Source organism: Parcubacteria group bacterium, assembly GCA_016181765.1.
Taxonomy (GTDB): Bacteria; Patescibacteriota; Patescibacteriia; order UBA2169; family UBA2169; genus CG10-46-32.
Map to the genome: position 1 here is coordinate 91,489 of JACOYR010000001.1, position 17,518 is coordinate 109,006.

The 17,518-nt window shown below is 51.7% G+C and carries 23 protein-coding genes; 1 reads left to right on the forward strand and 22 read right to left on the reverse strand.

Annotated features, from left to right (window positions below; genetic code table 11):
- Positions 1 to 32: 32 nt before the first annotated feature.
- The 13 genes from rfbD to HYT31_00540 all read right to left on the reverse strand — a co-directional run bounded on the left by rfbD (position 33) and on the right by HYT31_00540 (position 8,142).
- Positions 33 to 893, reverse strand: coding sequence for a dTDP-4-dehydrorhamnose reductase (gene rfbD / locus HYT31_00480; protein ID MBI2050263.1), 861 nt, complete (start codon positions 891 to 893; stop codon positions 33 to 35).
- Positions 890 to 1,897: a dTDP-glucose 4,6-dehydratase gene (gene rfbB, locus HYT31_00485; protein MBI2050264.1), complete on the reverse strand. Its 1,008-nt coding sequence runs from the start codon at positions 1,895 to 1,897 to the stop codon at positions 890 to 892. The genes rfbD and rfbB overlap by 4 nt, the downstream gene beginning before the upstream one ends.
- Positions 1,894 to 2,844, reverse strand: a complete 951-nt coding sequence (locus tag HYT31_00490; protein ID MBI2050265.1) for a carbohydrate kinase family protein — start codon at positions 2,842 to 2,844, stop codon at positions 1,894 to 1,896. Before HYT31_00490 ends, rfbB begins: the two co-directional genes overlap by 4 nt.
- Before the next feature lie 49 nt (positions 2,845 to 2,893).
- On the reverse strand, positions 2,894 to 3,301 hold the full coding sequence (locus HYT31_00495) for an HIT family protein (protein ID MBI2050266.1): 408 nt from the start codon (positions 3,299 to 3,301) through the stop codon (positions 2,894 to 2,896).
- A 44-nt stretch (positions 3,302 to 3,345) separates the two neighbouring features.
- Entirely contained in the window at positions 3,346 to 3,504 is a 159-nt protein-coding gene (locus HYT31_00500) for a type II toxin-antitoxin system HicB family antitoxin (protein ID MBI2050267.1), read from the reverse strand.
- Between the two features lie 35 nt (positions 3,505 to 3,539).
- Positions 3,540 to 4,724: a DNA adenine methylase gene (locus tag HYT31_00505; protein MBI2050268.1), complete on the reverse strand. Its 1,185-nt coding sequence runs from the start codon at positions 4,722 to 4,724 to the stop codon at positions 3,540 to 3,542.
- The gene (locus HYT31_00510) at positions 4,721 to 5,584 is read right to left on the reverse strand and encodes a hypothetical protein (GenBank protein ID MBI2050269.1); all 864 of its coding nucleotides are present in this window, start codon (positions 5,582 to 5,584) and stop codon (positions 4,721 to 4,723) included. The genes HYT31_00505 and HYT31_00510 overlap by 4 nt, the downstream gene beginning before the upstream one ends.
- Positions 5,581 to 6,045, reverse strand: a complete 465-nt coding sequence (locus tag HYT31_00515; protein ID MBI2050270.1) for a dTDP-4-dehydrorhamnose 3,5-epimerase family protein — start codon at positions 6,043 to 6,045, stop codon at positions 5,581 to 5,583. Before HYT31_00515 ends, HYT31_00510 begins: the two co-directional genes overlap by 4 nt.
- Complete coding sequence (locus tag HYT31_00520; GenBank protein ID MBI2050271.1) at positions 6,042 to 6,239, reverse strand: hypothetical protein; 198 nt, start codon at positions 6,237 to 6,239, stop codon at positions 6,042 to 6,044. The genes HYT31_00515 and HYT31_00520 overlap by 4 nt, the downstream gene beginning before the upstream one ends.
- Positions 6,236 to 7,048 (reverse strand): hypothetical protein, encoded by an 813-nt coding sequence (locus HYT31_00525; protein MBI2050272.1) that lies wholly within the window; start codon positions 7,046 to 7,048, stop codon positions 6,236 to 6,238. Before HYT31_00525 ends, HYT31_00520 begins: the two co-directional genes overlap by 4 nt.
- Before the next feature lie 109 nt (positions 7,049 to 7,157).
- Positions 7,158 to 7,373 (reverse strand): DUF2283 domain-containing protein, encoded by a 216-nt coding sequence (locus HYT31_00530; GenBank protein MBI2050273.1) that lies wholly within the window; start codon positions 7,371 to 7,373, stop codon positions 7,158 to 7,160.
- Positions 7,370 to 7,654, reverse strand: coding sequence for a hypothetical protein (locus tag HYT31_00535; protein ID MBI2050274.1), 285 nt, complete (start codon positions 7,652 to 7,654; stop codon positions 7,370 to 7,372). The genes HYT31_00530 and HYT31_00535 overlap by 4 nt, the downstream gene beginning before the upstream one ends.
- Positions 7,655 to 7,767: 113 nt before the next feature.
- On the reverse strand, positions 7,768 to 8,142 hold the full coding sequence (locus tag HYT31_00540; protein MBI2050275.1) for a hypothetical protein: 375 nt from the start codon (positions 8,140 to 8,142) through the stop codon (positions 7,768 to 7,770).
- Between the two features lie 98 nt (positions 8,143 to 8,240).
- Between HYT31_00540 and HYT31_00545 the strand changes: the two genes are divergently transcribed.
- On the forward strand, positions 8,241 to 9,113 hold the full coding sequence (locus HYT31_00545) for a glycosyltransferase family 2 protein (protein ID MBI2050276.1): 873 nt from the start codon (positions 8,241 to 8,243) through the stop codon (positions 9,111 to 9,113).
- 56 nt (positions 9,114 to 9,169) lie between these two features.
- On the opposite strand, the gene HYT31_00550 is transcribed toward HYT31_00545, so the two are convergent.
- The 9 genes from HYT31_00550 to HYT31_00590 all read right to left on the reverse strand — a co-directional run bounded on the left by HYT31_00550 (position 9,170) and on the right by HYT31_00590 (position 17,518).
- Positions 9,170 to 9,535, reverse strand: coding sequence for a hypothetical protein (locus HYT31_00550; protein ID MBI2050277.1), 366 nt, complete (start codon positions 9,533 to 9,535; stop codon positions 9,170 to 9,172).
- Between the two features lie 155 nt (positions 9,536 to 9,690).
- A complete protein-coding gene (locus HYT31_00555) occupies positions 9,691 to 9,873 on the reverse strand; it encodes a hypothetical protein (GenBank protein MBI2050278.1) in 183 nt (60 codons plus the stop codon).
- A complete protein-coding gene (locus HYT31_00560) occupies positions 9,843 to 11,963 on the reverse strand; it encodes a hypothetical protein (GenBank protein MBI2050279.1) in 2,121 nt (706 codons plus the stop codon). Before HYT31_00560 ends, HYT31_00555 begins: the two co-directional genes overlap by 31 nt.
- Positions 11,948 to 13,099, reverse strand: coding sequence for a glycosyltransferase family 4 protein (locus HYT31_00565; protein MBI2050280.1), 1,152 nt, complete (start codon positions 13,097 to 13,099; stop codon positions 11,948 to 11,950). The genes HYT31_00560 and HYT31_00565 overlap by 16 nt, the downstream gene beginning before the upstream one ends.
- A complete protein-coding gene (locus tag HYT31_00570; GenBank protein ID MBI2050281.1) occupies positions 13,096 to 14,130 on the reverse strand; it encodes a glycosyltransferase family 2 protein in 1,035 nt (344 codons plus the stop codon). Before HYT31_00570 ends, HYT31_00565 begins: the two co-directional genes overlap by 4 nt.
- On the reverse strand, positions 14,120 to 14,494 hold the full coding sequence (locus HYT31_00575) for a DUF2304 family protein (GenBank protein MBI2050282.1): 375 nt from the start codon (positions 14,492 to 14,494) through the stop codon (positions 14,120 to 14,122). Before HYT31_00575 ends, HYT31_00570 begins: the two co-directional genes overlap by 11 nt.
- A 105-nt stretch (positions 14,495 to 14,599) precedes the next feature.
- Entirely contained in the window at positions 14,600 to 15,271 is a 672-nt protein-coding gene (locus tag HYT31_00580; protein ID MBI2050283.1) for a glycosyltransferase family 2 protein, read from the reverse strand.
- Between the two features lie 46 nt (positions 15,272 to 15,317).
- Positions 15,318 to 16,610: a UDP-glucose/GDP-mannose dehydrogenase family protein gene (locus tag HYT31_00585; protein ID MBI2050284.1), complete on the reverse strand. Its 1,293-nt coding sequence runs from the start codon at positions 16,608 to 16,610 to the stop codon at positions 15,318 to 15,320.
- Positions 16,607 to 17,518, reverse strand: a complete 912-nt coding sequence (locus HYT31_00590) for an NAD-dependent epimerase/dehydratase family protein (GenBank protein MBI2050285.1) — start codon at positions 17,516 to 17,518, stop codon at positions 16,607 to 16,609. Before HYT31_00590 ends, HYT31_00585 begins: the two co-directional genes overlap by 4 nt.

Sequence of the window (17,518 nt, forward strand, 5' to 3'; positions counted from 1 at the left end):
AGCGAGCGTACTCGCGAGCCGAGGGATCTAATTTAATGACGAAATGACGCGTACTCTCGCAACGCATCCTGCCACGCTCGCAGGGGCGGAAGTTTTGTTGACTGCAACACGGAATAGCTGGGCCGCTTTGCCGGGCGCGGATACTCCGCGGTTTTGCACGGCTGTAAATCAACATCCCTATTAAACACCGTAAATATCTCTTTTGCAAATCCATACCAGTTTGTGGTTCCGCTGTTGGTGCGATGGTAGATGCCTGGCGCAGCCTTTGACGCTACGAGCGCGCGCGTAGCGGCCGCCAAGTCCGGGGCATGCGTGGGAGACCCGATCTGGTCATCAACGACTTTGATTGGCCCGCCCTGGTCCGCGAGCGCGAGCATGGTTTCCACAAAATTCTTGCCTCCATGCCCATACAGCCAAGCGGTGCGGATGATATATATTCTCCCCCCCTTACCAAGGGGGGGATTAAGGGGGGGTTCTCTGATAAGCGACAATAACTCCCGCTCTCCGGCAAGTTTTGACCGTCCGTATGCGTTAATCGGATTCGGCTCGTCATCTTCCGTATACCCTCCCTGCTCTGTGCCGTCAAACACGTAATCCGTTGAATAGTGCACCAGTGTCGCGCCGAGCCGCGACGCAACATCCGCAAGGTGCCCCACTGCCTCGCCATTGACTTTTGTGGCGAGCGCTTCGTTCTCCTCGCATGCGTCCACGTTCGTGTATGCCGCGGCATTGATAATGAGTTCCGGGGCGAGCGCCTCAACTTTGCCGTTCACCTGGCTCTGGTCTGTAATGTCAATCTCATCCAAATCCCACAGCACAGGCTCCCAATCCGCAAACGCTTTTGCCAATTCCTGGCCAAGCATTCCTTTTGCTCCGATGATAAGTGTTTTCATGGGTGATAGTGCTCTTGATAATATGTCTGGTAATCCCCGCTTTTCACGCGCTTCCACCAGTCTTCATTGTCTTGATACCATTTGACGGTTTGCTTGAGGCCTTCCGCCAACGACACGGACGGCTTCCAGCCCAAGGCCCGGACTTTTGAGGAGTCAACTGCATAGCGCTGGTCATGCCCGGGCCGCAAGCCGCTTACCGGCTCAATCATGTCTTTATTCTGGCCCAACAGCTCAAAAACCATTTCAGTGATTTCAGCGTTCGTGACTTCAGGCTCGTTTTCTGCGGCAATATCGTATGCCTCGCCGAGCGCGCCCTTGCGCAACACGAGGTCAATAGCGCTGCAATGGTCGGTGACGAACAGCCAGTCCCTGATTTGCGTACCCCCATCGTACAAAGGGACTTTTTTGCCTTCAATCAGATTGGTGATGAAGAGCGGCACCAATTTTTCCGGAAACTGGTAGTGCCCGTAGTTGTTGGTGCACCGCGTAATTATGATGGGCGCCTCGTGCGTGCGTATTGCCGCGATTGCCAAAGATTCCGCGGCAGCCTTGGACGCGGAATAGGGCGAGGATGGTTTGAATGCGTCTCCGTCTTTTGACTTGCGCGGCGCCTCCACGTCGCCGTAAACTTCGTCCGTGCTGATGAGAATCATTTTTTTGACGCCCAGCTCGCGCACTGCATCTATCACCACCTGCGTGCCAAACACGTTGGTTTGGATGAACTCATGGCTTGAGTGGATGGAGCGGTCAACGTGCGACTCCGCCGCAAAGTGCACCACCGCATCAACCCCTCCTGATGCGCCAGCGACCGCATCATAGTCGCACACATCGCCTTTTATGAAAGAGTACCGCTTGTCATCCTTAAACTCCTGCAGATTTTCAAGGTTGCCCGCGTAGGTCAGCTTGTCAAAATTTAACACGCTATCTTCTGGATAGTTCTTGAGAATGTAGCGGATAAAGTTGGAGCCGATAAATCCAGCTCCTCCGGTGACTAATAATTTCATACTAACGGGCTTTCCGCATTAAAATTCTTTTTGTACCGCTCCTTGAACTCCCGCATGGTAAAACAATGCTCCTGGGTGCCATACTTCTCAACCGCATATGAGGCAATAGTTGCCGCGACCTGCCCGGTTTCCTTCCAGCTCCACTCGTTCATATACCCGGCCACGATTCCGGCGCGAAACGCATCCCCGGCTCCGGTCGGATCAATCACCTCGCGAGGCTTTGCCGCCCCAATTTCCAAATCATAATCCAAGTCTTTTGAATAGATCACCGAGCCTTGAGCCCCCTGCGTCACCATAACCACGGTTCCCTTGCTGGTGAGATCTTCCAGCTCCACACCCGCCTTCTCGCGGAACATCTGCCACTCGTAGTCGTTGAAAATCGCGATTGCCGCGGTTTCGGCGCCGTACAAGAGCTCTTCTGTGGAAAGCGCGGTCATCTGCTGCCCGGGGTCAAACAAATACGGGATCTTGCGGTCGCGCGCCTCTTTGCAGCGCTTGATGATTTCCTGCTTGGACGAAGCAGCCACCACCAGGAAATCGCCCCTGCCGAACTGCCTCGGAATGCCGGATTCGCCGCCGCGGCCAAGCGCGCCCGGATAAAACGCGCTGATCTGGTTGTCGTCCAAATCAGTGATGATGGTAGCAACCGCCGTGTACTCATCCTCGTGGGTTGTGATGTGGCTCGTGCCAATAGAAAGGCTCTTGAGGTACTCCGCGTACCTGCCGAAGTCCTTCCCAACGCTTCCGATGATGACTGGATCAAAACCCAGGAGCTTGAGGTTGTACGCGATATTGCCGGCCGTGCCCCCGAACTTTTCCTCCAGCCGCTCCAGCACAAACGACACATTCAGCATGTGGATTTTATCCGGAATGATGTGGTTCCGGAAGCGGTCGTTAAAATCCATGATCCGGTCGTACGCGAGCGATCCGGTTACCGCGATGTTCATATTTCACACGTCACCCTGAACGAAGTGAAGGGTCTAATGCCTTTACTGATTAGAGATTCTTCTTAATATCTTCCGCAACCTTTGCAAGCTCGCCTTGATTGGTCTGCGTGCCGTGCCACAGTTGATGCCCATCTCCGGCGAACCGCGGCATGATATGGAAGTGCGCGTGGAACACAATCTGTCCGGCTCCGGACCCGTTGTTTACGCCGAGGTTGAAGCTGTCAGCCCCAACGCCCGCAAGAACCGCGGGAGCGATTTTCTGGATGGCATTCATGAGTTTGGCGCCAAGCTCCGGGGGCATATCCAGCACATCTCTATGGTGCGCTTTGGGAATCACGAGCGTGTGCCCGGGATTTACTGGATTGATGTCCAAAAACGCAAGCACCTCTCTATCCTCATATACCTTATGAGACGGAATGTCTCCGGAAACTATTTTGCAAAAAATGCAATCCTGCATAATGATTTTCGTCTATAGTTTTTCCCTGTCCAGCCCTGCCCGTTTCAAACTGGAATTGGCTTATGGCGCTCGTGCAATGTCTCAATATAAACTTCAATAGCTTCACGAATATTCACCTTTGCCTGCTCCAAGGTATCTCCCTCTGAAATGCATCCAGGAAGGTCCGGGACTTCCACGGTATACCCGCCTTCTGTTTGAGACATACATACGGCTTCGTATCGTAATGATTTTATAGTATTCATATTCTAACGTTCGCGTATATCTGATGTTTTTCGGAGTATAGCGGAGCAAAATAGGGGTGGAGGCTTTTTTCTTTTTCCATTAAAAACAGGTACTCATGATGTTTGCTGTCGCTATGTATCCATTCATTTGTCCAGCGCATGCCACCCATAACATTTACTTTATAGTTAATCTCAACCACATTCAGCAGCTTCCCTGATTCATGCATTAAATCACTTAATTCTTGCTTCGTTGCTCTTCCGCCAGAACTATATGAAAGAAGAATGTAGCGAGATTTAGTTTCTTGGATAAGTTTTTTTAAGGCTTCCATGGCGATAAAAAATCCTTCTTCGTTTTTTCTAAATTCTTCAAATACGGAAGCGGAGAGTAAATCTCTTGTGTCTACTCTGCGATTGACCTTCCCGAACAATTCCGGTTTATCGTTTTTGATAATGGTAGTCCAAATATGATAATAAGAAGCATATCTAACCCTGCTGGGGGGCATTTTTTCATTATTTGATCCGTACGGCGGGTCAAAATACGCAAGATCAAATTCATTTTTTGATATGGTGTCAAAAATGTCCCCGCGAATTATGCGATGTTGTTTGTTAGTTTTAAATCTTTTTGGCAATTTTAAGAATAAATCATTGTGCGATCTTGGAGACCATTTTGCCAAATATGACACATAGTGGCCGAGCGTGCTGTCAACGGAATCAAGGGCATAAATCAAGCTTGTCAGAATAACGCATTTGTCTTCCCACCCTAAATTGAGTTTATCTATTTCATCTCTGATGGCATCTAGTTTCCTGGTATTTTTAGCTTGGAACGGTTTTTTGCCTTCATCTAATTCCGCGCCATAGTGTTTTGTGTACCAACCATCATATCCTTTTAGATTGTTTAAATGATCTAAAATTTCTTGGTAATACTTATCTTCTTTTTCTGATTTTAAGTAGCATGTGCCAAAAACTTCAGACCAAGCTGAAATATCGCTGACAGTCGTATTGTACCCAAGTTGAGCAAGCGCTTGTGACACTCTGGTCGTTCCGCTAAATCCATCAAGTATATTTTTTACTCCGTCAAGTTCGCTTAGAAGTTGGACAATATACGGCAATATTTTTAATTTTGACCCCGCATACTTAATCCCTTCTGTTTTGGGAACACTCAATTTTTTATTGCCGAAAATATCTATTTGCTGGCCGCTCATAATTTTTTAAGCCTATCAATGTCTTTTTGCAAAATTTCATTTACTGCCTTATGGCCCTGTTCGGAACTGTTTAATGCAAGGCTGAATAACGTAACAAGCGTGTGATTATGCGAATAATCTATCCATCCGTTTGTCAGAGAATCAAAGTAATCTACGGCATTTTTTGTGTGGGTCCAAAGTCCCCGCTGTAACGCATTGGCAGACGCTCCGCCGTATCTCACTTCGCATAGGTAACGGTTTTTTGAGTCAACAAACATGTAAATTGGGTGCGAACGACCCTTGCCTGGAACAATATTGCCAGTCAAAAAATCGAATCTCTGCCCTTTTCCCACAAATATAATTCTTTTGGTCTTGGCCATCGCTTTTTTGTGGTCAAAAATCATTATATTACAACGTTGATTTTTTTCATCGTAAATCAATGGCATAATGTTTATAGCCCCAAATTCAGAAAATTCAGCTGATTCAAAAATGTTGGCTATGTGCGCAACGCCCTTAATCTCTGATCCGTGTTTTTGGAGAAATGGGAACATTTTTTGATTGCTGTCGGTGGATAGCTGGAGCGGCCCGTCGCCATAAGCTTTTAAGCTGACTGGAAATTTTGTTTTACTGACTTCGTTTATTATCATTATGTCTTCTTCGTGCTCTTTTGCCCGAAAAAGATCTTTGCCGACATGAATACTCTTAAAATCGTACATGAATTGATTAATAAATTCAGCCATGCCGATTTCCGCCAAATCGCCATGTGTTTTATTGCCTATCAGCCGCATTGTAAAAATATTGGATAGTGTATTGACCACCAAATGACGATTTTTGCTTGCCAGTAGTTTGAACCGATTTTTAAAATCTTCGTAATTACTCATAATATCTTGTTATTAATTTTAAACGGCGCGCCAGGTTCCTGCTCCCAGCGTATCTCGTCAACCGCATCCTGCTTGCCCTCGCCTTTGTAGAGTTGATTCGGCAGATTGACGTAGTAGCCCGGCTCTTTTGAAATGCACTTATACCCGTGCACCACCCCAGGAGGCACCATAATCATGCACGGGTTGTCCTCGCCCACTTCCATGGTTGAAAGTTCCCGGTACCCAAGTCTTCCCTCGCGGTTCTCCCAGAGGTACATGCGGAAGTTCCCGGGACCCGTAAAAATAAAGCAGTCTGACTGCTCCTTGTGCTCGTGCGGCCCCCGCACGGCTCCGGGCTCGGTCTTTGAGATATATGCCATGCTCGGCTGGAAATCTGATTCATCATTCCGCCACGCCTCGCAGAGCCATCCGCGCTCATCAGAAAAGCGCTCCAATGGTTTGATGACAACGCCCTCTATCATACCCCTACTCTACCAGAATCAGGCGTAAAAAGCCAGATTGCGCCGGTTGCGATAAACACCGCGAGCGCTATGGCCGGATTGATGAAAAACGACACATATCCGTCCTTCAGCGTTTCCAAGAGGTATAGGATGAGCGTGAGGCTGCCTGATGCGCGGAACAGTTCTGTGTTGAGTTGTAGGATGAGTGGTTTCATTTTTTAAGGCGCTTGAGTTGGTTGGCGACATACTCAACAAATCCATCCCAATCCAATGGGTCGCGCAAGAGCCGGATGGAAATGTCTGCGAGCACAATTTGCCCGTGCCCTTTGTTAAGCTCGGGCGCGGAAATGAGAAAACTGATCTCATTGATGTACAGCTCAAAGTCGCTCCAATCATAGGTAACGCTAGCCTGGTACCAGCCATCTCCAAATGACTCGGGGGGCGTGTATGTTGCCACCAGATAATTATATTGATTGATATCTGTGTTCACATTCATCACATCATGCTTGACATTCGCGGGAAGCGCATAGTTGTACGCAAGAACCGGCTCGCTCGGCGGCTGGGCAAGGAGCGCTGAAAGATTTGCGTAACGTTCTTGTTTTTGGCAAAACACCACCCCATCATACCGCTGGCACGGCCAATTGACGCCATCAATGATTTTGTTCTGCAAGGGCTTCATCACAAATCCCCAAGATCCGCGCAGCTTGCGCGCCCCCAATTCCAAAATGGGCTGGGACTGATTCTGGAACGCCATGGTGACCGTGACATGATTAAACTCGCGCGGCACCTTTGCGTCAAAGTACACGGGGTCTATGAAAAAACTCTGGTTATTATCATCCAAATCAATCACCCGCTTCTCCGGATGGATGTCCGAAATCGGGGAAATGGCGCTCCCCTTCTTGTACTCAAGAACGAACTCGCCGCTCGGCACCAGGTTCTGGAAAAAGAGCCACCCTAAAAGCAAGCATGCCCCTCCCCACAGGACTGCCCGCCATGCAATGACAATACGTTGTTCGTGATTCATATACCACTACAGTACCAGATACTGGAGAAAACACAAAAAAATCAACTGCCCAAGACAATGGGCCGCGTTGAGAAAAGAATTATTCCCAGTGTCTTTTTGAAACACCCAACTAAGCCGCCAAACGCAAAGACTTGGCAACGGGTTTCAGCACTTGTGACGCGTTCAGCACCTCCACGCCAATGGCGCGGCCAAATTTGTCCAGTTCAACGCTCACCCCGGGCGCGACTTCCGCGAACTCCTCTTCCGCGCCGCGCTTAACCCCAAAGTAGAGCACGTCGCTCTCCTTGTCGTAGTATACGTTTTTCTTTGCAATGGATTGGTTCATAATTTTTTCCATCTCCCGGATTTTATCCGGCTGTTCTTTTGGCCCGGCTTGAGCGGATGTATGGTGATGAGCCGCGCCTCTTTGGCTGTCTCGCGGTACACCAGAGCCACTTCCCGCACCTTGCCCCGGTATGCAGTTTTGTTGATGGCGACCGACAGTTGGGTTATGGCGTCAGTGTATCGCTCGCTGGATGTTTGGTATATGATGCGAGGCAGTTCATGGTGGATTGACCGCAGTTTTAATCGTAACTCCAAGTGTTTTGAATAGACCACCTCCCTCATGCAACCAGTATATCAAAATTGCCTAAAAAGAAAAGCGCCCGGATCCTCCGAAGAGAACCCGGGCGCGGAACAGTCGGGCGGCGTGGCTACCGATCAAATGCTGACGCGATGGGTCAGCCGGGGAGCCACTCCCCCATCCCCCTCTTGGATGGCGCCTGCGTATCCCGGGAGTGCTGCTCGCCGCACTCGAAACCCGCCGCGAAAATCGTGGCAAGCAAGTCGGAGACCACAGGAGTCTCGCCGAGAACATCCAGAGCCAGGACTGCTTCGAGAGTCTCGTGCACGTGACCTTCCGAAACGGCGTTATTCCAGATTGCCGGAACCTCGAACCACCCGGTTACCGTCACCGAAACACCGGAACATTCACTCCACCAGCTGATGAAAGCCTCGCGGCTTTCAGCTGCCTCGCCGCTTACCAGCATGGAGAGGGGATCGTTCCAACTCCCTTCACCATGACTCTCCATAAAACGAACGAACGCATACTTCATGCCTTTCCTCCTGATTTATCGCATGATTGCGATTTATTACCATATCATAGTATTATATTTTTGTCAAATACCTCTTGTAAATGCTAATATGGAATCACATGAAACAACCATATATCTCAATTATTGTGCTCCACTACAAAAACCTTGATGATACCCAGGCCTGCTTAAAGTCGTTGGAAAAAATTGACTACCCGAAATACTCAGTGATTGTGGTGAATAATGACGCGGTTGAACACGGGCGAACGCTGAAAAACGAATTTTCGGACATTACACTGATTCAAAACCAGAGCAATGCGGGGTTTGCCGAAGGCAATAATGTCGGTATTCGGCACGCACTTGCAGACAGCCGAACAGACGCGGTGTTGATATTGAACAATGACACCGAAGTTGAATCGGATTTTTTGTCTGAAATGGCACATGCCAAGGGCGATATGATAGCCGCTTGCATGATGCAGTATGACAAACGCGATACAGTGGATAATCTCGGCGTGGTCATGATGAAGAGCGGCCTGCCCTTCAACCGGCGTGATGAACATCAGAAGCTCTTCTGCCCGTCTGCCGGATGCGCACTCTACTCTCGGAAACTTTTGGAAACAGTCGCAATGTATGTCCCCTCCTTTACTAAGGAGGGGGTGAGGAAGTGGTATTTTGACCCGCTCTACTTTGCGTACGCCGAAGACCTGGATCTCGGCTTCCGGGCGCGGCTACAAGGCTTTGAGCCTGGGTATGCAAAAGGCGCAATAGTATACCACAAAGGCTCCGCATCAACCTCAAAACTTTCCGACCTTGCGGTGTACCATACCTACCGGAATCTAATATGGACGCAATACAAAAACTATCCCTTGACGTTATGCCTGCGAAACCTATTCTGGCTCATCCTGGGCTGGAAACTCATCTTCTTAGGCTATGTGTTCAAAGGCAGGCCCCTGGTGATGATAAGAGCCGTATTTGACGGCATACGCGGACCCTAAAAATCTCCTATAAAAAAATGAGCTTCCCTCTCTCTCCGGAGAAGAAAGCTCACTCATCATGCGGCAAGGACAAGCGCCTCTTGCCTCACGAGCAGAAACGACCAGCGCGGATCTAGGAACCACGCGTTGATGGCATCAACGGCTGTTTGGGGATCCGTCCCCGGAGGGAACAGCTCAAACCACGCGTCCAGGTTCGGCGGCTGCTTGAGCCGGAACCGCTTGTGCCGGATCGGCTCGGGGTCCCTGCGTCGTCCCCAGAGCAGGACCGGCCTGATCCGGGAACCTTCCAGCGGGTACTTGCGGGTCAGGTCATCCGCAATCCAGTCCCCCCGCCAGGCAAACACCATGTGGTGCCAGAGCTGGTGCGGCGTTTCCGGGATCAGCTCCGCATTGCCTTTCGGCCACCGGCGTGTGCCCCCCAAACAGCTCGGAAAGCGGTGGTGTACAGTAATGCGGTCCCCCCTCCACCGGTCCATGAAACCGGCTAGACTGCCGTTCACCCCAATATCCAAACGTCAAGGAACATCCCTGCCCTCCTCTCATTTTGTTAGGCCCTATTGCCTGGTTTCATTATACCCTAATTGCGGCTGACTCTCCATATGTGCACATCCCCCACGCGCCGCGGCTCGCCCAGGAGCTCAACTGTCTTATCTAAAACAACATCATTGATCCACTTGTTCTCGGTCATGTAGTAGCATACATCTGCTCCGGTAATGCGGAATGCGGCGCTCATCCAGGCTTGGGACGGGGATTTTGACATGCCGCTTCCAAGCCAAGCAAGGGCCAGGTGTTGGCGATGACGCAATAAGGTTCCCCGTCTTTTTGATGCTCTTGCCATACCAGGCGGCTCGCTTCCAGTTCATCTGTAGTTACGACTTCAAGCTTGGGGCCCGAGGCATAGGTTGATGTTGCCCCGAATGCGAGCAGAAATGTGATGGCAAGTATTTTTTTACGCATGGGAATCTTGATGCGCTTCTCGTGGAGGAAGAGCCATATCCCCCACCCCAAAAACAGAATCATAAAAAACACAATGGTCTCGTTCAGCCTGCGCGCGAGGATGTGCACGCCCTCGGTGAATGACCAGGAAATGAAGTACGCGCCGAGCGTTACTCCGAACAGGACCGCAAGCAGGACAATAACGCGCCGCTCGCGCTTCCGCCTCAAAAGGCGATACAGCGCCCAACAAATCACAAGCCACGCGCCCATGGAGACAATGAACGGCACGATGCGGTACGAGAACAAGGGCAGCCGCGACAGTGATTCTTTACTCTGGTTATATAAAAAGTTCCCCTGGTCAATGAAATCCGGGGGCACCACGATTCCGATGAACCCGGACAGCCTGCCGAACGCGTCAGCCAGAGCGTCAATGACGCCTGGAATTGAGAGAGAGCCTGGCGCATAACTGGAAAGGCCCTGGAAGAGCTCCAAAAACGGAATCGCGAACACGGACGCGATGACGAGCAAACCGAAAATGGTTTTGTCGCGCAGCGCTATCCTGCGGTCGCTGAATCCGAACTTGAGCTTGAGCTTGTACCAGTGGTTGCGCTCCATAAAGAGCTTCCGCCAGCCGACAGCGAGAATGCCGAACAGGGCAAGCGCAAAAAAATTCAGGATGTACCCCCAGTAAAATGCGAACGAGAAGAAGCTTGCCGCAACAAGCGTGGAGCGCCTGCCCTCTGTTGCGTAGTGCGCCCACACGAGCAACACGAAAAAGAAAAACAAGTGCCCGAACGAAACCGGAATCGTGATGGCCCCTTCTGACTGGAAGGTGTAGAAAAGCGTTGGCAAAAACGCGAACAGCAAACCTATTCGTTCCCCCTCCTTACCAAGGAGGGGGCCGGGGGGTGGTCCTTCATCAAAAACCAGCCGCCCGAACCAGTATAAAATGAGCGGCAGAAACAGCGACCAGAGCGCAAAAACAAGCAGCAGATCAACCCAGAACAAGCTCACCCCAAGGGATTCGCTCAAAAAAATTGTTGATGCCCACTGTGATGCGTATGATGTTTTGTTGCCCGCAACCAGGGCCTCGGGCACTGCAATGGGCCCAAAGTAAATATTTGACCGTTCTTCGCCCCAGATGCTCGGGGTGTAGATGTTCCCCTCCTGGAGCCACTCTTCCGCGCCCAGGTGCCGCCACTTGTCCCCTCCGAATCCGGTTTCATACACCACCGGCAGATACGCGTGCGAGAGGTACGAGAATAGGATAATGAGGCCGAGCACGAGCTTGACGGAGCCGCGGGTAAACACCATATACCCAAGCAGAAACACGAGCCCGAAAAACAGCATCAATGTGAATGATGAGAGCGCGGCCCACGGGGAGAGGATGTACACCCCGGTGCGGCTGTGGAAGATGAAAAACGCGAACAGCGCCGAGAGGGCTATAAAACCAATGACCTGCCAGTCCCGTGTCATTGCGAGCGAACGTACTCGTGAGCGAAGCAATCTTAACGTCGCGCCTAAGAATGTCCTTTTGACACCAAGCCATCGTCGCGTTGATAGGATTGCTTCGCCTCGCTGTCGCTCGGCTCGCAATGACAAGAGCACTCCAACCAGCCCGACAACAAGCAACGCCGCGGCAACCGCAATCCTATCGTACTTCCACACCACCACCGGAATGCCAATGGCAAACGCGGAGAGATAGAATCCAGTGAGAAATCCAAACACTCGCGCCCATGCGGCGCTAAACGGAAGCACGCGTTCCAGAACCGCGCCCCAGGCCATGGCGTTCACGCCATAGTACAGGATCAAGCCAAAAACGCCGACCAAAAACGACTGGCCCCCGGTCCAGTTTCCGTACAAGAGCGCAACTGACGCTATGAGGAGCAGTGTGCGTGTTATGATCCGCCACATAGTGCGAGCAATTGTTTTCCAATACTATCCCAATTATACCTCTTTTCCGCAAGTGCGCGAGCAGCTTTCCCCATGACTGCGCGCTTTGACGGATCAGCAAGCACAGTGCTGATTGCGGCAGCGAGCGCTTGTTCGTCCTTAATAGGCACTGTGATGCCGGACACGCCATCCTCGTACACGGACCGGACCCCGGGTAAATTTGACGTAATCACCGGCGTGCCAGCTGCCATGGATTCAGCCAAAACAATCCCGAATGATTCTGACTGGTCAATGGACGGCAAAACCGTGACTGCCGCGGTTTGATACAGCTTCATCAATTCCTCATCTGATACGCCGCCTGCAAAGTTGACGCGGCCACTGACACCCAACTCTTGGGCTAATTTTTTGTACTGTTCCGCCAACTCCCCTTTTCCGGCTATGACAAGCCTTACTTCCCCCCTTGTATTCAGGAGGGGACCAAGGGGGGGTCTCGCAACCAACGAAAATGCCTTAATCAGGTATTCCACGCCCTTAAAATAGTGCGCCCTATCCAAACCCCCCACGAACAAAACTATATTCTCCCGCGGCGCGGGATTGAACGTAAACCGCTCAAAATCAACGCCAATGGGAATGACGCGGAATTTTTTGTCATCTGACCAAAAGCGCCGCAAATCCGAATGCCGCGCATAATCTTCACTTGATGCGAGCACCGCATCTGCGGCGTTGATGATCCGCGGCAGAAAAAATGCCGTGGCATACCAAAATACTAAGCCTTTCAACCCCGAACCTACCACATCCATGTTGTAGTTGAGGATAAGCTTGAACCCATATTTCTTTTTTGCGCGATACACGGCCCGCATGCCCCCGAAAAACGGGTACTGCAAAATGACTGCATCAAAACCGCGCAGTTGACGTTCCAACTGCGGCACCCAAGCCGCGTTCCCGTATTTGAGCTTAGGCTCAAGCAGAATCACCTCCCCCTCCTTTATTAAGGAGGGGGTCGGGGGGTGGTCAGGTGCGGGGCTATATCCGTAATTCGGCGTAAACACGGACACACTCTGCCCTTGGCCCGCCAAAAGCCGCGCATGATGGTACGCGATGGTCCCCATGCCTCCGCGGTACGGAGGAAATACCGGCGTGACAACGGCTATCTTCATATGAGTCGCACGATATGGAAATACAGTGACGAAAACGGGCTCATGACATAGGTGAGCGCCGGATTCCTGATTTCGGAAAACGAAAATCCCGCATCCATGGTCCTAAAAATCTTTCGGTCATTGACCGTGCGCATTGACTGCACGCGCCTGCGTTGGCGCGCGATTGAGGGAATATTCACCAAAATCCAACCATAGCTTCTCAATTTCTTCCCGAGCCAGCCGCCCGCAATGCTGTACAAGAGCATCATCGCCTCAATCGCCAAAAGCATGGGGCTAAGCAATACCAGCGACTTGACGCTGTAGTTCTGCAAAAGCACGGCCCACCGGTTGCGCTCGGTCCAGTAAAACATTTCCTTGTTGCGGTTGAACTGGTAGTAGTGGTATGCAACCGCGCGTGGCGCGAGCATCACGCGGTAGCCGGCCAGTTTCGCGCGCCAGCACAAATCCAGATCCTCGTGGTACATAAAAAACTTCTCATCCAGCACGCCAATGCGCTCTAAGGCGCTGCGTTTGACGAGAAGCGCGGCGCCGGACGCATACCCAATGGAAAGCGGCTCGCGATCCTTCCATCGCTCCAGAGGCTCGCGATAATGCGAAACAAATCCGAATCCAAGGTAGTGCAAGGCATTGCCCGCGTTATTCGCCAATGACCGCTCATCGCCCAAAACCAGCATCCCCTGCACGATTCCGACATCATCCGGTGACGCGGCTTTTACGATTTCAGACAAAAAATCAGGCGCAACTTCCATATCCTGGTTCAGCATCAAAATATATTCGTACTTGTGGCGAAGCGCCTCCTTGATGCCGAGATTGCTGCCTCCCACAAACCCGAGATTCTTTACGGAACGGATTACATCAACATCAGGAAATTCTTTTTCCACGATGTCCGCAGTCCCGTCGGATGAAGCGTTGTCAACGACAATGACGCCAAAGCCCCCCGTGTACGCATTCCGAAAAACGGAAGCTAGGCATTTCTGTATCCACCTGCTTCCGTTGTAGGTAACGATAATTACTGCGACTTTATTCTTCATCACCAATCACCCCGGACGATTCCTCTGGAATCGCCGGGGGCCCCGATTTCATGGCCACATGGCGCACGATTTTCGTAATGTCGCGCTCCACGCGCTCAATGTGCACGAATAACCGGAAGATGAGGTAAAACGCCAATGCAACGGCAATGTAAACGACCAAATCAATTCCGGTTGCCGTCTGCAACCCAATGTATGATGCAACGCGGTCCGCAAGCTGGGGGTACAGCGCCACCATGCCCACGCCAAACCACAGGAGCGCCCAAAACACAGCTTCCCGAAACGTGATTTCGCGCCGCTTGAGCTTGGCGCCAACGCGCGTAATCAGGAACAGAACGACAATGATGGTAACAACTTGTATAAGCATAGGAATAAGGTGTACAGGGTGTGTAAAATTTTTCGCGAGAATGCATGGGCAAAGCCCCCTTCGGAGCGAAAAATTTTACACACCCGAACACCTATTACGGAAACATTATTTTATCACTTTCCCCCATAAGAATCTGACCCCGAGCAGCACTTTCTTTATATTACTCTCTCCTTTCGCTTTTGAGTAGTCCGTGTACGCGATAGTCACCGGAACTTCGCAGACGGATAATCCATGCTCCGCGATCTGGTCAATCACCTCGGACGCATAGGACATGCCGTCCTGCCTGCAGTCAATAGCCTCCAGAGCGCGCGCCGAAAACGCGCGGAACCCGTTGTGGCTGTCCGTGAGCCTGATGCCGGAAAACGCCCACGTAAAAATAATGGCAATCTTGATGAGAACTTTACGTACGAACGGCGTTGACGCATTGCCACGCAAAAATCGCGACCCAACCACCACATCAGCCTCGCCCGCCTGAATCGGCCCGATAACCCGGGCAATCTCGCCCGCATCATGCTGGCCGTCCCCGTCAAAGTGCACCACAATATCGTACCCATGCCCCAAGGCGTACTGATTTCCGGTTTCCAAAGCAGCGCCATACCCCCGGTTGACGAAATGGCGAAGTACCGCAGCACCGGCGCGACGAGCCTCATCCGCCGTGGCATCTAAAGACGCGTCATCAACCACAAGCACCCCGTACCCGAGCTCCCGCACGGAGCGGACAACGCCAAAAATTTTTCGGGACTCATGGTATGCTGGAACAACGACGAGCGTGCGCATAATTGGGGTCCCCAGAAACTGCCGAAGGCATTTCTGGGGTGATATATTAGCGGCCTATCCCCTCGTACTCAAAACCAAGCTTTTTCATCTCGCGGGGGTCAAGCAAATTCCGGGCGTCAATCACCAAAGGCTTGCGCATGATGGTCCGGATTTTAGCCCAGTCCAGCTCCCTGAATTCCGGCCACTCGGTCGCAATTACAATGGCATCAGCTCCCAACGCGCCCTCGTGGGCATCACGCACCAAAATGACCAGGTCATTCAAAACTTTTTTCGCGTTCAATAAGGCGAGCGGGTCATAGGCGCTGATGTTGGCGCCCTGCTGCTGCAGCCGGCCGATGATGTCAATGGCGCCGGATTCGCGCACGTCATCCGTGTGCGCCTTAAACGCCAAACCCAGCACCAGGATATTCTTGCCGTTCAAAATTTTCAGGCGCTTATTCACCTTGTCAACCACTATTCTCCGCTGCTGCTCGTTCACCTCTATCACGGATTTCAAAAGTTTGAACGCGTACCCTTCGGCATCAGAAAACTGGTGCAGGGCGCGCACGTCTTTGGGGAAGCAGGAGCCGCCGTAGCCCATGCCCGCTTTCAGGAACGCCTTGCCGATGCGGGGGTCGGTTCCAATCCCTTCCGCGACTTTGTCCACGTCAGCGCCGGTCAGCTCGCAGATGTTCGCCACTTCGTTGATGAACGAAATCTTGGTCGCCAAAAACGCGTTTGCCGCGTACTTGATCATTTCAGCGGTCGCAAGGTCCGTCATGACAACCGGAGCTTTCACTCCCTGGTACATGTCCGCAACCGTCTGTGCCGCTTCCTCGTCATTGGAACCCACCACAATGCGGTCGGGCCGCATCATGTCCGCGACTGCCTGCGACTCGCGCAAAAATTCCGGATTTGAAACCACGCTGAACTCGCCCTTAAACGCCTGGCGGATGGTGCGAGCCACGAGCTTGCCCGTACCCACAGGCACCGTGCTCTTGGTCACGACAATCGGCGTTTTCACCTTCAGTTTTGCAAATTGCTTCCCGAGCTCGCGGGCAACCGCGCGCACCGCGGACAAATCAGCGCCCCCGTCCAGAAGGGGCGGGGTCCACACGCAGATGAAGTGCACCCACGATTCGCGCACCGCCTCTTCCATGTTGGTAGTGTACGAGATGCGGTCCGCGTTCTTGTTCAGGAGCCGCTCCAGTCCGGGCTCGTGGATGGGAATAATGCCGCGCTCAAGCTTCTCAATCTTCTCACGGTCAATATCCATGATGATGACCTCATGCCCAAACTCCGCGAATGCGGCCCCGGAAACGAGACCCACGTACCCGGCTCCAATGATGGATAGTTTCATACGTTTGTCCTAAACCACTCCCAGGTCACCCCAAGCCCTTCCTGAATGCCAACGCTCGGCTGCCAGCCGAGTTCTCGGGCCGCGAGACCATTATCCAAACTATTCCGCACTACCTCTCCTGCAACTGGTTTGGTACGCTCAATAGTAGTATCTTTTTGCGCTTCCTGCAAGAGTATGGAAGCAATCGTGTTAATGCTGGTTTCTATGCCCGTTGAAACATTATACATGCCAAATTTCTGGTTTGATGACAATGCCTTGATGTTTGCGCGTACTACGTCATCCACAAACACAAAATCCCTGGTCTGCTCCCCGTCTCCAAAAATAGTTAATGACGATCCAACCGCCAATTTCTTGCAGAAAACTGCCACCACTCCGCCCTCTCCCATGGTTCCCTGGCGCGGGCCGTACACGTTTGAATATCGCAATATGATTGACGGAATGCCGGACTCTTTCAACGCTCTTTCTATCTCTGCTTTCTGCTCTCCATAAGGTGATGTCGGCGCAACTGCTTCTGACTCTTTGATGGGCAGATTCTGGTTGTCCCCGTACACTGCCGCTGACGACGCGAAGATGAACTTTGTGACACCCGCGGCTTTTGACGCGTTGATGACGTTCATTGATCCCGTGACATTCACGCCGTACGCAGCTTTAGGATCCTTGAAACTCTCCCGAAGCTCAATCATAGCAGCCAAATGGAACACTGCTTCTGGCTTGTGTTCTGCAAACGCGCGACTGACGCTATCAGCATCACGAATATCAGCTTTTATGACCGTTGCCGCGGGGTTAATGAATTCGCGATTCCCCGCGCTAAAATCATCAAGGATCACGATTTCGTGACCCTCGCTGATCAAACCATCAACAATGTGCGAACCGATGAACCCCGCTCCGCCGGTGACCAGGACGTTCAT

What these genes read in the sequence shown, in the direction of transcription:
- HYT31_00570 (MBI2050281.1), bottom strand. Translation starts at nt 14,130, where the DNA reads ATGAAGAATAAAGTCGCAGTAATTATCGTTACCTACAACGGAAGCAGG.
- HYT31_00590 (MBI2050285.1), bottom strand. Translation starts at nt 17,518, where the DNA reads ATGAACGTCCTGGTCACCGGCGGAGCGGGGTTCATCGGTTCGCACATT.
- HYT31_00535 (MBI2050274.1), bottom strand. Translation starts at nt 7,654, where the DNA reads ATGAGGGAGGTGGTCTATTCAAAACACTTGGAGTTACGATTAAAACTG.
- HYT31_00530 (MBI2050273.1), bottom strand. Translation starts at nt 7,373, where the DNA reads ATGAACCAATCCATTGCAAAGAAAAACGTATACTACGACAAGGAGAGC.
- HYT31_00515 (MBI2050270.1), bottom strand. Translation starts at nt 6,045, where the DNA reads ATGATAGAGGGCGTTGTCATCAAACCATTGGAGCGCTTTTCTGATGAG.
- HYT31_00505 (MBI2050268.1), bottom strand. Translation starts at nt 4,724, where the DNA reads ATGAGCGGCCAGCAAATAGATATTTTCGGCAATAAAAAATTGAGTGTT.
- HYT31_00520 (MBI2050271.1), bottom strand. Translation starts at nt 6,239, where the DNA reads ATGAAACCACTCATCCTACAACTCAACACAGAACTGTTCCGCGCATCA.
- HYT31_00495 (MBI2050266.1), bottom strand. Translation starts at nt 3,301, where the DNA reads ATGCAGGATTGCATTTTTTGCAAAATAGTTTCCGGAGACATTCCGTCT.
- HYT31_00540 (MBI2050275.1), bottom strand. Translation starts at nt 8,142, where the DNA reads ATGAAGTATGCGTTCGTTCGTTTTATGGAGAGTCATGGTGAAGGGAGT.
- HYT31_00510 (MBI2050269.1), bottom strand. Translation starts at nt 5,584, where the DNA reads ATGAGTAATTACGAAGATTTTAAAAATCGGTTCAAACTACTGGCAAGC.
- HYT31_00585 (MBI2050284.1), bottom strand. Translation starts at nt 16,610, where the DNA reads ATGAAACTATCCATCATTGGAGCCGGGTACGTGGGTCTCGTTTCCGGG.
- rfbD (MBI2050263.1), bottom strand. Translation starts at nt 893, where the DNA reads ATGAAAACACTTATCATCGGAGCAAAAGGAATGCTTGGCCAGGAATTG.
- HYT31_00500 (MBI2050267.1), bottom strand. Translation starts at nt 3,504, where the DNA reads ATGTCTCAAACAGAAGGCGGGTATACCGTGGAAGTCCCGGACCTTCCT.
- HYT31_00545 (MBI2050276.1), top strand. Translation starts at nt 8,241, where the DNA reads ATGAAACAACCATATATCTCAATTATTGTGCTCCACTACAAAAACCTT.
- HYT31_00525 (MBI2050272.1), bottom strand. Translation starts at nt 7,048, where the DNA reads ATGAATCACGAACAACGTATTGTCATTGCATGGCGGGCAGTCCTGTGG.
- rfbB (MBI2050264.1), bottom strand. Translation starts at nt 1,897, where the DNA reads ATGAAATTATTAGTCACCGGAGGAGCTGGATTTATCGGCTCCAACTTT.
- HYT31_00490 (MBI2050265.1), bottom strand. Translation starts at nt 2,844, where the DNA reads ATGAACATCGCGGTAACCGGATCGCTCGCGTACGACCGGATCATGGAT.
- HYT31_00575 (MBI2050282.1), bottom strand. Translation starts at nt 14,494, where the DNA reads ATGCTTATACAAGTTGTTACCATCATTGTCGTTCTGTTCCTGATTACG.
- HYT31_00555 (MBI2050278.1), bottom strand. Translation starts at nt 9,873, where the DNA reads ATGTCAAAATCCCCGTCCCAAGCCTGGATGAGCGCCGCATTCCGCATT.
- HYT31_00560 (MBI2050279.1), bottom strand. Translation starts at nt 11,963, where the DNA reads ATGTGGCGGATCATAACACGCACACTGCTCCTCATAGCGTCAGTTGCG.
- HYT31_00565 (MBI2050280.1), bottom strand. Translation starts at nt 13,099, where the DNA reads ATGAAGATAGCCGTTGTCACGCCGGTATTTCCTCCGTACCGCGGAGGC.
- HYT31_00580 (MBI2050283.1), bottom strand. Translation starts at nt 15,271, where the DNA reads ATGCGCACGCTCGTCGTTGTTCCAGCATACCATGAGTCCCGAAAAATT.